This window comes from Bacillus massilinigeriensis (assembly GCF_900111815.1).
GTDB classification, from domain to species: Bacteria; Bacillota; Bacilli; order Bacillales; family Cytobacillaceae; genus Mesobacillus_C; species Mesobacillus_C mediterraneensis.
Map to the genome: position 1 here is coordinate 821,499 of NZ_LT630004.1, position 13,217 is coordinate 834,715.

At 41.5% G+C, this 13,217-nt stretch carries 16 protein-coding genes; 11 read left to right on the plus strand and 5 right to left on the minus strand.

The annotated features are described in order from the left end of the window. Window positions 1-12 precede the first annotated feature (12 nt). Entirely contained in the window at window positions 13-873 is an 861-nt protein-coding gene (locus tag BQ5796_RS04420; protein WP_071459120.1) for a DegV family protein, read from the minus strand. 126 nt (window positions 874-999) lie between these two features. Between BQ5796_RS04420 and BQ5796_RS04425 the strand changes: the two genes are divergently transcribed. Beyond that, window positions 1,000-1,842 (plus strand): YitT family protein, encoded by an 843-nt coding sequence (locus BQ5796_RS04425; protein ID WP_071459121.1) that lies wholly within the window; start codon window positions 1,000-1,002, stop codon window positions 1,840-1,842. Between the two features lie 13 nt (window positions 1,843-1,855). Next, window positions 1,856-2,353, plus strand: coding sequence for a BsuPI-related putative proteinase inhibitor (locus BQ5796_RS04430; protein ID WP_071459122.1), 498 nt, complete (start codon window positions 1,856-1,858; stop codon window positions 2,351-2,353). Between the two features lie 60 nt (window positions 2,354-2,413). Here BQ5796_RS04430 and BQ5796_RS04435 read toward each other — a convergent pair whose 3' ends face one another. The 3 genes from BQ5796_RS04435 to BQ5796_RS04440 all read right to left on the minus strand — a co-directional run bounded on the left by BQ5796_RS04435 (window position 2,414) and on the right by BQ5796_RS04440 (window position 3,793). After that, a complete protein-coding gene (locus BQ5796_RS04435) occupies window positions 2,414-2,602 on the minus strand; it encodes a DUF3813 domain-containing protein (protein ID WP_071459123.1) in 189 nt (62 codons plus the stop codon). A gap of 2 nt (window positions 2,603-2,604) precedes the next feature. After that, window positions 2,605-2,757, minus strand: coding sequence for a hypothetical protein (locus tag BQ5796_RS18255; RefSeq protein WP_200792862.1), 153 nt, complete (start codon window positions 2,755-2,757; stop codon window positions 2,605-2,607). Window positions 2,758-2,974: 217 nt separating this feature from the next. After that, entirely contained in the window at window positions 2,975-3,793 is an 819-nt protein-coding gene (locus BQ5796_RS04440) for a Cof-type HAD-IIB family hydrolase (RefSeq protein WP_071459124.1), read from the minus strand. A gap of 198 nt (window positions 3,794-3,991) precedes the next feature. On the opposite strand from BQ5796_RS04440, the gene BQ5796_RS04445 reads away from it, so the two are divergent. The 3 genes from BQ5796_RS04445 (at window position 3,992) to BQ5796_RS04455 (ending at window position 6,637) form a co-directional block, all read left to right on the plus strand. Next, a complete protein-coding gene (locus BQ5796_RS04445; RefSeq protein ID WP_071459125.1) occupies window positions 3,992-4,768 on the plus strand; it encodes a prolyl oligopeptidase family serine peptidase in 777 nt (258 codons plus the stop codon). An 81-nt stretch (window positions 4,769-4,849) separates the two neighbouring features. Continuing rightward, window positions 4,850-5,149 (plus strand): metal-sulfur cluster assembly factor, encoded by a 300-nt coding sequence (locus BQ5796_RS04450; protein WP_428839315.1) that lies wholly within the window; start codon window positions 4,850-4,852, stop codon window positions 5,147-5,149. Between the two features lie 195 nt (window positions 5,150-5,344). Next, window positions 5,345-6,637, plus strand: coding sequence for an MFS transporter (locus BQ5796_RS04455; RefSeq protein WP_071459127.1), 1,293 nt, complete (start codon window positions 5,345-5,347; stop codon window positions 6,635-6,637). A gap of 46 nt (window positions 6,638-6,683) precedes the next feature. Here the strand turns inward: BQ5796_RS04455 and BQ5796_RS04460 are convergent, their stop codons facing one another. Next, window positions 6,684-7,382 carry a Crp/Fnr family transcriptional regulator gene (locus tag BQ5796_RS04460; protein ID WP_097677975.1) on the minus strand — a complete coding sequence of 233 codons (699 nt, stop codon included), beginning with the start codon at window positions 7,380-7,382 and terminating at the stop codon, window positions 6,684-6,686. A 362-nt stretch (window positions 7,383-7,744) separates the two neighbouring features. Here BQ5796_RS04460 and moaA point away from each other — a divergent pair, with 362 nt between their 5' ends. The 6 genes from moaA (at window position 7,745) to BQ5796_RS04490 (ending at window position 13,164) form a co-directional block, all read left to right on the plus strand. Continuing rightward, window positions 7,745-8,767: a GTP 3',8-cyclase MoaA gene (gene moaA / locus BQ5796_RS04465; RefSeq protein ID WP_200792863.1), complete on the plus strand. Its 1,023-nt coding sequence runs from the start codon at window positions 7,745-7,747 to the stop codon at window positions 8,765-8,767. Between the two features lie 123 nt (window positions 8,768-8,890). Beyond that, a complete protein-coding gene (gene cls / locus BQ5796_RS04470) occupies window positions 8,891-10,408 on the plus strand; it encodes a cardiolipin synthase (protein WP_071459130.1) in 1,518 nt (505 codons plus the stop codon). A gap of 117 nt (window positions 10,409-10,525) precedes the next feature. Beyond that, the gene (locus tag BQ5796_RS04475) at window positions 10,526-11,791 is read left to right on the plus strand and encodes a molybdopterin molybdotransferase MoeA (RefSeq protein ID WP_071459131.1); all 1,266 of its coding nucleotides are present in this window, start codon (window positions 10,526-10,528) and stop codon (window positions 11,789-11,791) included. Then, window positions 11,779-12,300, plus strand: coding sequence for a molybdopterin-guanine dinucleotide biosynthesis protein B (gene mobB, locus BQ5796_RS04480; RefSeq protein WP_234969303.1), 522 nt, complete (start codon window positions 11,779-11,781; stop codon window positions 12,298-12,300). Before BQ5796_RS04475 ends, mobB begins: the two co-directional genes overlap by 13 nt. 151 nt (window positions 12,301-12,451) lie before the next feature. Continuing rightward, window positions 12,452-12,886 (plus strand): respiratory nitrate reductase subunit gamma, encoded by a 435-nt coding sequence (locus tag BQ5796_RS04485; RefSeq protein ID WP_071459133.1) that lies wholly within the window; start codon window positions 12,452-12,454, stop codon window positions 12,884-12,886. A 98-nt stretch (window positions 12,887-12,984) separates the two neighbouring features. After that, a complete protein-coding gene (locus BQ5796_RS04490; RefSeq protein WP_071459134.1) occupies window positions 12,985-13,164 on the plus strand; it encodes a YjzC family protein in 180 nt (59 codons plus the stop codon). Window positions 13,165-13,217 lie beyond the last annotated feature (53 nt).

Here is a 13,217-nt window from a genome sequence, read left to right on the forward strand (position 1 = left end):
TCTAGTGATATATTATGATGGCAGTTGGTTTAAGAAAAATATAGCGATTGTGCCCGGTCCGGTATGGGAACCGATTGCGGCACCTATTGAGCTAATCTCGATATTGGCAGGATGGAATTCTTGCGAAATCATTTCCTTCAATTCGGCTGCAGTTTCTGCATCGTCTGCATGGCTGATTCCGATGATCTGTTTTTCAAGAGAGGCTCCACGCTCTTTCATTATTTCAATGATTCGCCTGAGCAGCTTTTTCTTTCCGCGGATTTTTTCGATTGGAACTAACTTGCCATCCTCTACATTAAGAAGAGGCTTAATATTGAGAAGTCCGCCGACAAAAGCGGAAGTTTTCGATACCCGGCCGCCTTTAGCAAGATAGTCGAGGTCATCCACTGAAAATAGGTGTTCCATATGCTTGCTCCGAAATACGATATCTTTCAAGATTTCCTCTTTGGTGGCGGAATTTCTAGCAAGGTTTGCCGCTTCCATCACTAAAAGGCCGAAGCCGAGCGAAGCGCATTTCGAATCTATAACGCTTAGATTAAATTCAGGATAATCTTCTTTTACCTGTTCGAGAATCATGACAGCTGTCTGATAAGTTCCTGACAATTCGGAAGAAAATGCTATGTATATTCCATCCTGGCCAGTTTTGGCCATTTCGGTAAAAAGCTCCTTTAGCGTGGCAGGAGAAGCCTGAGAGGTCTTTGGATAGATACCATTTCGTATAGAATTGTAAACCTGGGAAGGATGTATTGTTTTCAGGTCCTCAAATTCCTTGCCATCGAGATGGACCTTTAAAGGAATGAGCGTTATGTCATTGCTTTCATAATACTCAAGCGGAAGATCACACGCGCTGTCAGCTAATAATTTTATTGCCATGAATATTCACCTGCTTTCAACAATGAGATACTTTTAGTTTAATTGTTTGTGGATAAAAATACAATGAGTAGTGTATGGTAATGGAAAAATATGTGATGAATAATATTAAATTTGGAGGGGATAAACATGATGTTGGAGCAAACGAAAAAATTTATCATCGTCATGGCTGGAGCCTTACTCAACGCAATCGCAATGAACCTATTCTTAATCCCGGCTAATATTTACGCAAGCGGGTTTGCAGGGGCAGCTCAGTTGATTTCGAGCATTCTTGAAGGATTCACTCCTTTCAGGCTATCGACAGGGATACTGTTGTTCCTTCTCAACGTGCCTGTGACAATCATTGCATGGAAAAAAGTCGGAAAGGAATTTACTTTTTACAGCTTCCTGTCCGTTTTCGCAATGTCGTTCTTTCTTGAAGTGATTCCTATAAAGCATGTCTCAAGTGATATTTTGCTCAACGCTGTATTTGGCGGCGTCATCGCAGCTGTCGGTGTCGGCATGACGTTGAAATGGGGGGCTTCGACAGGCGGAATGGATATTGTCGCGATGCTCCTTTCGCGGGTAAAAGATAGACCTGTTGGAACATACTTCTTTACTTTGAACAGCATCATCATCATTACAGCTGGGTATCTTTATGGATGGGAAAAAGCCTTGTATACATTGGTAACTCTTTACGCTTCTACAAGAGTAATTGATGCAATCCATACACGCCATGAAAAACTGACGGCAATGATTGTAACAAAGAAATCTGAAGAACTGAAAAATGCAATCTATGCTGGCCTTGAACGGGGAATAACCACTGTCCCTGCAAAAGGGGCCTTCACGAATGAAACGAAAGACATGATGATTATTGTCATTACTAGGTATGAATTGTATGACCTTGAGCGAATCATAAAAGAAGTAGATCCCCATGCGTTTACCAACCTTGTTGAAACAACGGGAATCCTAGGGTTTTTCAGGAAAGACTAACGGAGGTGCTTCGATGAAACGCTGCTTTTCTTTGCTTATCATTTTGACATTTTTGACTTTCCCTGTAGATGTGACGAGTGTAAAGAGGCAAGGAACTGGCAGTGGTGTCCAATTTTCTATCAATGCTGTTTCAGAAAGAGATCGTGTCATTTTTTATCTCGAACTGAAAAATGACAGTGCAAGCGAGGTTGAACTATTGTTTCCAACCTCCCAGGAATATGAAATCATTGTCACCGATTCGAAAGGTCAGGAAGTGTATCGCTTTTCAGATGGAAAAGCGTTTGCCCAAGCGTTAAAAAAGGTTAGGCTAAAGCCTGGAGAGAAAAAGCGTTGGTCGGAAAGCTGGAACTACATGGTAGAGGATAAAATGGCGGAGTCGGGAAAAGCAACGGCTCAAGCGATTTTGAAAGCTCGCATTGTGAACAATAAAGAGAATCTTAAGCTTCAAGACAGAAAAAGATTTGCTATTCCATTCAATACAGATGATAAACATCCATCCAATTGTGATTGAAAATATGAATTAATGCAAAAAGCTGGCGCACTGTGCCAGCTTTTTGCATGTTAAGGCATTTTACCCTTTTACCGAGTCAAGCTCATCCTGCAAATCCCTTAGCTGTTTCTTTTCGGCGAGCGTGGAATTAGCAAAGGCTGATGAAAGGGAGTTTTCAGCAATCTGAACTGCTTTTTCCCTTTCTCCTGAAGGAGCAGAAATGGCCGAGTGGACTGCCTGTCTTGCTTCCTGGAATAGTTTATTGCCCATTGCTATATTCCCCCAAGGGAGGATTCGCGTACATCTGCCATTTTCCGTGCTTCGGCTTCTGCGTAAGTGGTGTGGTACGGAATTCGATCAGCGTGCTTTGATACACTGTCAGCACCTTGCTGTACAAACCGTTTAGACTTGTTTCGTTTTCCCATCCTTAACCCCTCCTTAGAATATCCGAGCGTAAATGAAGCAGCTGTCTGCCTCGTATATAGTATGTACACAAGGAAAGCAAATGATGAAAAAACTTCGCGCCTCCCGCTCCAATCAACAGGGAAAGCGGGATAAAAAAAGCCATTTTTCCCTCAAAATCGGGAGAAAAATGGCGATTTTGTTTGATTCAAACTTGATCTTTGAAAAGACTGCTATTTCTTATAGTGCCTTTAAGCTTAGTGCATCATTCAGGTAAACGCCGACACCGTCTTTTTCATTGGAGAGGGTGGTTTCATTTGCAATCGATTTGACCACGTCAATCCCGTTATCCATGGCAATCCCTCTTCCGGCATATTCGAGCATGTCGAGATCATTGTCCTCATCCCCGAATGCAATAATTCTTTCAGGCGGGATATGGAAGTATTCTGAAGCTTTTCGGAGTCCGACAGCCTTGTTCAGGCCATATTTTACAATCTCAATGACATGCCATGGAGCTGCCCAGCTGCGGTGGTCAATTACTTCTGCATGTACTTCGGATAGATGGCTGCGAATTTTCGCCAAATCCTTTTGATCCGTATGAATCAACATACTCGTTGGCGATGTACGAAGGAATTTGCGCAAATCGCCCGTTGTCACCTCTGGGTTTCCCATTCCGAATATATCGAGGAGCTTTTCATCATGGTAATGAAAATAAACATCATCGATCACTTCTGCAATAATATTATGAAAATCGAAAGAATCGAGCGCATCGACGATGTCCTTAGCGACATCAATAGAAAGCGGAGAGTGATGAACACCCCAATTTTGGTCAAGTGGGTGGTGGATATAAGCACCATTGAAGTTGATTATCGGTGTGTCGAGACCGAGTTCATGATAATACATTTCGCTCGACCTGAATGGTCTTCCAGTCGCAATCATCACAACATGTCCTTCTTCTCGGGCTCTGGTGATCACTCGCTTGTTTACGTCTGAGATGGTCTTGTCATCTTTAAGCAGTGTGCCATCTAAATCTAGTGCAATCAAATGTTTTTCTGTCATATTTACTCCTTCTTGTACTCTTTTTATATCAGATATGTGGTAATTCCGTGCCTATTGTTGGACGCCGGAAAAGAAATAATAATACAATCAATTATAGGCAATTATAACAGCACTGTTTCCATGGATGATTAATATTCTACATGCTTTTTGTAAAAAAAACATGCTGTAAGCCTCATCTGCTAAGACAGGAGGGTCATCATGATAGCGATTGAAAAAATAAGCATAGACAATATTCCCGTTCTCCATGTTGTGAAACAGGATAGCATCAAACAATTACTTCCTACAGTATTCTTTCTTCATGGCTTTACAAGCACAAAGGAAACAAACTTGAATTATGCCTATCTCATGGCTGAAAAAGGGTTGAGAGTGGTACTGCCTGAAGCGCTATATCATGGCGAAAGGGGTGGCGACAAAACAGACAAGGAGTTGGGCTTCTCTTTCTGGGAAATTGTTCTTAATAACATTAAGGAACTAGAATCACTGAAGAACTACTTTACGGACAAAGGTCTCACAGATTCTGCTAAAATCGGTGTTGCGGGTACATCTATGGGTGCCATCACTACGCTGGGAGCGCTTAAGTGTTATGAGTGGATTTCCAGTGCGGTGAGCCTAATGGGGTCTCCAGCTTTCAGAAAACTGGCAGAATGGCAAATCGCAGAGACGGAAAAACTTGGTATCAGTCTTCCCTTTACGGAAGAGCAAACCGCAAGATTACTCGCTAGAATATCGGAGTATGACATTAGCCTTCACCCGGAAAAGCTATCTGGCAGACCTTTGTTATTCTGGCATGGAAAGCTAGATTCTGTAGTTCCGTATGAAGGCGCGGAGGATTTTTTTGAGGAAGTGAAAGAGGATTATAAAAGCTTCCCTGAAAAACTCCAGTTCATTTCAGACAGTCACGCAGGTCATAAAGTCTCCAAGACAGCTATTCGACAGACTGCAGAATGGTTTGAACTTCATCTCAACAGGCAATAGTTTTCATGACGGTGACAATAAGGTATGATTAAGTTTGCATTCTCGTACTTATGAAAGGAGCGGACAGATTTGGATAGAGAAATGAAAGAAAGCATCATGGGTGCACTGGAAATGGTGGTTGACCCTGAACTTGGCGTCGATATTGTCAATCTTGGTCTTGTTTATGATGCTGAAATGGATGAAGAGGGAAACACGACTATTACAATGACGCTAACATCGATGGGCTGTCCTCTCGCAGGAACGATTGTTGACCAAGTGAAGCACTCATTATCTGATTTACCCGAAGTAAAAGATGTGGAAGTAAATATTGTCTTTAACCCGCCATGGACGAAAGATATGATGTCAAGATACGCTAAAATAGCGCTTGGTGTAAGGGATTAAAACGTGTTTTACAAACCAATATATTAAAAGCCAGCCCTCCGGGGCTGGCTTTTATCATACATGCACGGATAATTGTGACAGAACTGTGTATTGTGAAGTCCGTCACACCCTGGGCTGTTCTCCTATGATAGCATGATTTCAACAAGGAATCCTAAAAAAACATTTTAAAAAAATATAAGATCAGGGGGAAACATCATGCCCAGAATTATGAGTTGGAATCCAGAGGATACGAAGTTTTGGGAAGCGGAGGGGAGGAAACATGCACAGCGAAATCTTTGGATCTCCGTCCCGTCTTTGATGATAGCTTTTATTATTTGGCAAATTTGGTCGGTTGTCGCCATACGGCTTAATGATATCGGATTTACTTTTTCACAGGAGCAATTGTTTACACTCGCAGCACTTCCAGGCCTTGTCGGGGCAACATTAAGGTTCTTTTATACGTTTGGAACAGGAGCTTTCGGAGGGAAGAATTGGACAGTTTTTTCCACGGGAATCCTTTTAGTCCCAGCGCTGGGAATCGGCTTTGCTGTGCAAAATCCTGATACTCCCTATTGGGTAATGGCTCTTCTTGCCGCATTATGTGGACTTGGCGGCGGTAATTTCTCTTCTTCCACAGCTAATATCAGCATGTTCTTTCCGAAAAGGGAGAAGGGGACAGCTCTTGGAATAAACGGTGGCCTTGGAAACATGGGAGTTTCTGTTGTTCAGTTTATTACACCTCTCGTCATTGCCTCAAGTACGTTTGCATTTATTGGCGGCAGCAGTGAAGGGCAAATAATGAAAGATGGAACAGAAATTTGGCTACAAAATGCTGCCTTTGTCTGGGTCATTCCCATCATTATCTTAACGATAGCTGCCTATTTCGGAATGGATAATCTTCCGGGAGCGAAACAATCTGTTCAGGAACAATTTATCATCGTAAAAAGAAAGCATACTTGGATTATGACAGTATTGTATGTGGCTACTTTCGGTTCTTTTATCGGTTATGCCGCAGCTTTCCCGCTATTGCTAAAGTCGCTGTTCCCAGAGCATATAGGGTTAGCTTTCTTAGGAGCTTTCCTAGCAGCTGCTGCACGCCCTGTAGGAGGGTGGATTTCTGATAAATGGGGCGGTACAAGAGTTACTTGTATGACGTTTATTATCATGGCAATTGGTGCGCTTTGCGTCATATACTTCTCACAAGAAATGAATTTTGCAGGCTTTTTAGCTTCATTCCTGCTCCTTTTCATTGCTTCTGGAATTGGTTCAGGTTCCACTTTTCAAATGATTCCGGATATTTTCCCTGCGAAAGAAGCAGCTCCGGTACTTGGATTTTCTGCAGCTTTTGCGGCTTACGGCTCCTTTTTTATCCCTAAGCTGTTCGGCTGGAGTACTGCGAATACAGGGACACCGATTAACGCGCTTTATTTCTTCATTGCATTATATGTGGTTTCATTTGGGTTGAACTGGTACTACTATCAAAGGGAAAGTGCAGAAATGAAGCTTTAAGAAGACGTGAAAAAGGAAGGAGTACAAAAAGTATTCCTTCCTTTTCCTATTCGATGCTGCAAAAGACAGCAGGGCAATTTTCACAGCCTATTTCATCTTTCAAATATTGAAGATCATGGACAGTGATTTTGCTTTTTTTGATGGATATTATCTTATTTTTTTTCAGTTCATTGAGAATCCGGTTAGTGCTTTCACGGGTAGTCCCGCAAAAGTTTGCCAGATCTTGATTTGTGAGAGGAAGGTCAATTAGGGTGCCGTCTTTTTTCTTTACTCCATAACTGTTCGTCATGCGAATCAGCGTGGAAAAAAGGGCGCCTTTTTTTCCATTCAGAACAAGGTCTCGGAACTTTGTTTGAGTTTTTCTAAAGTGATCGCTCATCCATTTCATAAATTCAAATGCAAGAGAAGGGTTGTGAAGAATCTCTTTTTCAATCACACTTTTCTTGATTGCAACAATTTCTCCATCTTCCAGTGCAAGTGCACTCAGTAAGTATTTTGGGGAATCGGTAAACAATGTTAATTCGCCACATAAATCGTTCTCTCCGCAAATTCTTAAGGCAAGCTCTCTCCCGTCCTTTGTCACTTTGCTGATCTGTATTTTTCCTGAAAGGATGAGATAAAGTTCTTCCGCTTCCATTCCTTCTTGGAATAAATAGCTTCCTTTTTTGGTGCGGATTGTTCGATCGGAAAAACGGATTAGTTCTTTTATTTCAATGGATCGGGTTGGTTTATTTTTATAAGTCATATTCATCCTCCTTCTTCGGAGTAATACTCTTTCACATATTAACATGAGCATAGTGTTAATTATGATGCGTCTTGATTCTGTTGAAAATTTGTCACTTTTAAACAGTAATCTGTTCACATTTTTGTTACAGATAAGACGGAAAATAAGGAAGATACTTAAAAGACTTCAAGATTTTACGAAAGAAATGTGTAGTGTTTATGTCAAGTTTGCAAACTTTAGGGTATAGGATTGAATGTAAAAGTTTTTTTCTTTTTCTATAGTATGATAGACGAAAATGTTTTTATCAAGTGTGAGAAGATTAACTGAATATCTCATTTATTACTGTTACAATATAGGTTAACGAACTTCTTTAATTGGAGTTGATGTTGGTGGAAAAAAAACATATCAAAGATAAATTGGACAGGCCGCTTCGTGACTTGCGTATTTCTGTTATTGACCGTTGCAATTTCCGATGCAAGTATTGCATGCCTGCTGAAATTTTCGGTCCGGATTTTAAATTCCTCCCACGTGAAGAATTGCTTAGTTATGAAGAGATTGAGCGGATTGCACGCATTTTTGTTAGGCTTGGTGTTGAAAAGATACGATTGACTGGCGGGGAGCCGCTGTTAAGGAAAGATATGCCTGTGCTGATTAAAATGTTATCTTCCATTGAAGGGCTTTCTGATATTGCGTTGACAACAAATGGAGTTCTGCTTCCTAAGCTTGCAAGGCAGCTTGCAGAGGCTGGGCTAAAGAGGGTAAACGTAAGCCTTGATAGTCTCAATGATGAATTATTCGGAGAGATTAATGGCAGGAATGTCGGCGTTGCTCCTGTATTACAAGGAATCAAAGCAGCGAAAGAAGCAGGTTTAGGCGTGAAGATTAATATGGTCGTGAAAAAAGGTTTAAATGACCAAGAAATACTTCCAATGGCAAGCTTTTGTAAAAAGGAAGAAATTGAACTCAGGTTCATTGAGTTCATGGATGTTGGAAGTACAAATGGTTGGAAAATGGATGATGTTGTGACAAAGAAATCGATTTTTGAACTTGTGAATAGCGAATACGATTTAGAAGAGACAGAGCCAGCTTATTTTGGAGAGGTTGCCCGCCGCTATCGCTATAAAGGATCCGATGTTCATGTAGGATTTATATCCTCTGTTTCGGAGTCATTTTGTTCAAGCTGCACAAGGGCGCGGCTTTCAGCGAACGGACAGATTTTCACTTGCCTGTTCAATGGAAACGGACTGGACATTCGTGATTTTATGCGGGACGGTGCGAAAGATGAAGAAATCAAGGATAGGATAATTTCTATTTGGAATCATCGTTCAGATCGGTACTCTGATGAAAGAACAGCAGAGACAATCGCGAATAGGAAAAAAATTGAAATGTCTTATATCGGTGGCTAAGGTCCTGGGCGAAAAAGCTCTGGACCTTTTTGCTTCATTTCGTTCTGATGTTTCCAACTGGCTCTCCAAAGGGTAAAGACCATTAAAGAAAATTATCATGACTAAATTCAGATGGAGATTGCCATGTTAAAAAGAAGAGTAGAGTTTATGTTTGTGCCAATATTATTGCTTTCCCTATATATTATGCTATTCACCTATTTCAGCTTCGAATGGAAGCTGTTTTTTTCCTGTGTTTATTCGGGAATTATCCTGTTCAGTATTTTTTCGCTTTTGCTCGAGAACAGGAGTCCTAATGAAACACTCGTGTGGATGTATGTTTTGATATTTTTCCCGGTCCTTGGCTATGGGTTTTATTTATTTTCAGGTCAGCTATATTTGAAAGGGTACCTTTTCAAAAACAAGCGGTCGTCGGCAAGGGCAGAATGGGAAAGAATGATGAGGAAGGAAGTAGAGCCAGACCTATCTTTCCTGAAAGATAATCAGCTCTGCTTCGCTAAGTTTGCCAAAAATACATCACTTACCCCAATCACTATTGGCTCATGTTCTACAGTACTTCGCAATGGAGAAGAGACTTTCGCTGACATTATGGACAGGATTGAAAAAGCAGAGAATTTTATCCATATCGAATATTATATATTTCGATCTGACAGGCTTGGAAGATTAATGATAGAGCGCTTGATTTCTAAGGCGAAGGAAGGAGTGGAAGTGCTGTTCATTTATGATGCAGCAGGAAGTCTTAAGTTCCACTCAAAGGACACAAAAAAAATGGAAGAGTCAGGGATAAGGGTTTACCCGTTTTCTCCGCTAAAATATGGTTTCTTTAACCAAAAATTCAATTTCAGGAATCACCGTAAAATTATTATTATAGATGGAGAAGTTGGATTCGTTGGCGGGCTGAATGTCGGGATGGAGTATCTTGGACTTGATGAGAATATCGGTTATTGGCGTGATACTCATCTTCTTCTAGAAGGTGAAGCTGTCTATTCACTTCACAATGTTTTTCTTCTCGATTGGGAGTATGTCAGCGGCGAGAAAGTGATGGAAAGCCATCGCGCTGATAAGGAAAGATCCGTTGTTCCTGACGATTTGCAGGATGGTGCAATCCAGGTTGTGGCGAGCGGGCCAGATACCCAGCAGGGAATTATGAGCGATCTCTATTTCACCTTGATGTCGTGTGCAAAGCAATCGATCTGGATTGCAACGCCATACTTTATTCCGGATGAAGCGATTAGAACAGCGTTAAGAACCGCAGCAGCTAAAGGAATCCAAGTTAGGGTGCTTGTACCTGAAAAAAATGACAGCTTCTTGACGCAATATGCAAGTGAATCTTACTTCTCTGAGCTGCTTCGATATGGAGTGGAAATATACTCCTACAAAAAAGGTTTTTTACATCAAAAAGTAGTTATAGTGGACGGAAATCTTGCCTCGGTCGGTACCGCGAACATGGATATGAGGAGTTTCCATCTTAATTTTGAAGTGAATGTATTCTTATATGGATGCCCCTCCATACAAGACCTGGTTGACGACTTTGAAGAGGACATTACGGAAAGCAATAAGATTGGAGCAGTGGAGCATTACAAACGAGGATTTGGACAAAAAATAAAAGAGTCAGTAGCAAGACTTTTTTCTGGAGTGCTATGAAAAACGACAAATCCGTCACAATAAATTCCTAGTGAGGTTTGTCATCTCTGCCTGTTTCCTATACGCTTATAGGTGTAAGAATACGTATGAAAAATATCGTGAAGAGGAGTTGAAAGGATGCTTGAAAAAAGGATTCCGATACAGATCGGGGAAGCCGTTAAAAGGGTGATGAATTATTATCAAAATGGCAAGACGGAGTATATCTCTATCATGGATAGCGCAGGCAGGTACCTCTCAGAGGATCTAGTTGCAACAAGTGATGTGCCGCATTTCGATAGAGCTCCTTATGATGGGTTTGCCATACGGGCAGAGGATACAGCAACTGCTTCTCAATCTAATCCAATATCTTTCAAGGTGATAGACAGTATCGGAGCGGGAATGGTATCAGCCAAAAAGCTCGGCCCTTTTCAGGCTGTGAGAATCATGACAGGAGCTCAGATGCCGGAAGGCTCTGATGCGGTAGTAATGCTAGAACTTGCGAAGACGGATGCAAACGGCGATAATGCGACAATGACAGTGAAGAGGGTACATAGAAAAGGCGAGAATGTCTCCTATCAAGGGGAGGATGCAAAGAAGGGTCAAGTGCTAGTTGAAAAAGGGACATACATTAATCCAGGGGTACAGGCAATGCTTGCTACCTTTGGATATGCGAACGTTCCTGTAGCTCGTAAACCGGTAGTTGGGCTGTATGCAACAGGAACAGAGCTTTTGGGAGTGGGCGATGAACTTGAACCTGGAAAGATCCGCAACAGCAATTCTTATATGATTGCTGCTCAAATCAAACGGGCAGGAGCCGATGTCCGTTATTTTGGACAGCTTCGTGATGAGTTTGATACATGTTTCCAAGCGGTAAAGGAAGCGATCGAGGAAGTGGACTTATTCATCACCACAGGAGGCGTTTCAGTCGGCGATTATGATTACTTGCCGGAGATATACAAGAAGCTTGAAGCAGAAGTTCTTTTTAACAAAGTGGCGATGAGACCGGGGAGTGTTACGACAGTAGCCCAGCTGGGAGGCAAGCTGCTTTTTGGTCTATCGGGGAATCCCTCTGCTTGTTATGTTGGGTTCGAGCTATTCGCAAGACCTGCTATCAGAACAATGCTTTTCAGTGAAACGCCACATCTGAGGAAAGAAAGTGCGGTGCTCGAAACTGATTTTCCAAAAGCAAACCCATTTACCCGTTTTGTAAGAAGCTCCGTGAGAATTGATTCTGGAAAGCTTGTTGTTAAGCCTAGCGGCAAGGATAAATCGAATATTATTATGAGTCTTGCCGGAGCAAATTCGCTTATGATACTACCTGGTGGATCGAGAGGCTTTGAAAAAGGAACACAAGTCGATGTACTTCTCTTGGAAGATCAGGTTGGAAGTAAATGGCCATGGTAAAACCGGTTATCTACCAAATTGCCGGTTACCAAAACAGCGGTAAGACAACCGTCATTTCCGCATTGGTAAGAACGCTAAAAGAGAGGGGTATGAGGATAGCGGTCATCAAACATCATGGTCATGGAGGAATGCCGGATGTGGCGTCCGAAAAGGATTCCGGCCGGCATATAAAGGCCGGGGCTATCTATTCTCTTGTGGAAGGCGGCGGCCGTTTAGTCCTGCATGCTGAAAAGGAAAAATGGAGTCTTGAAGAACAACTTACACTCCTCATTTCACAGCAGCCAGATGTGATTCTCATCGAAGGCTATAAAAAGGCTGATTTTGAGAAAACAGTCCTAATTAGAACTAAGGATGATCTACCTTTGCTTGAAGAACTAACGAATGTTGCTTCAGTCTTAGTAATGGACAGTGCACTCGAAGAAGGTGTTAATGGATATCCTGTTTTTGTTACAGGTTCAGCACAAGGATGTGAATGGATCGTTAATCACATCATGAAGAAAAGGCAGTAGGCCGATATGATAGCTTCTTCCGAAAAAGATGGCTTCAAAAAAAGTTCGATTTATTGACATATTAGCGACATATATCACTGTGCTGAATGGTTGCCAAGGCTAAAATGTGTATTGTGTGAGTTTTGCAAACATATAGCCAGGGGTGAAGGTTTTGGATATCGGTCTAGTGTTATTGTGGGTTGTTTTTCCGTATATGGTAGCAGCAGTTGTTGCAATGAGCCTAATCTGGCAATTAGATATTACAAACGAAGGCAATGAAAAATCGGTTAAGGGATTCAAGAAAAAGCTTTTATCCTATATCATCTGGGCTCTTCTTCTGTTAAGCAGCATTACTGGTTTGGCAATGGTGATAGAATCCGGTATGGGTAACGAACCAGCAAAGTTATTGCGCTGGCTGTTAAGCATGGTACAATTCCATCCTGATATTGATATGGTTAGGAATGTTTCATTACTTTCACGAATCCATTTTGTTATCGCTTTTTTATTTTTATCTTTCCTTGCGTGCAGCAATAAATTAGTCTATTTGATGAAACCACACCTATATTGGAAGAGGATCAGGACCAAACTAGTCAAAAGGCATACGTAATTTTAGGTTATGAATAAAAAGGAAAATATTCCTTTAATAATCCTTCGCTTCCTTGATAACACTAAGTTTGCAACTAAAAGTTCAAGGGGGCATGGACAATGGGACAAAACCATCAATTCAAGCCAGGACAGAAAGCTCCAAATAATGGCATATATGTAGAAATAGGTGAAACAGGGAGCACGGTGACAGAGCCGAAGCAGGTGAAATTAAAAACAGGAGATACTTTTCCTGATACATCCAACCATAATCGAATATGGACATACAAGCGGAAACCATGAAAAACAATATAATATGTGAAAATTTGTAATAAGCCATCCATACCGGATGGCTT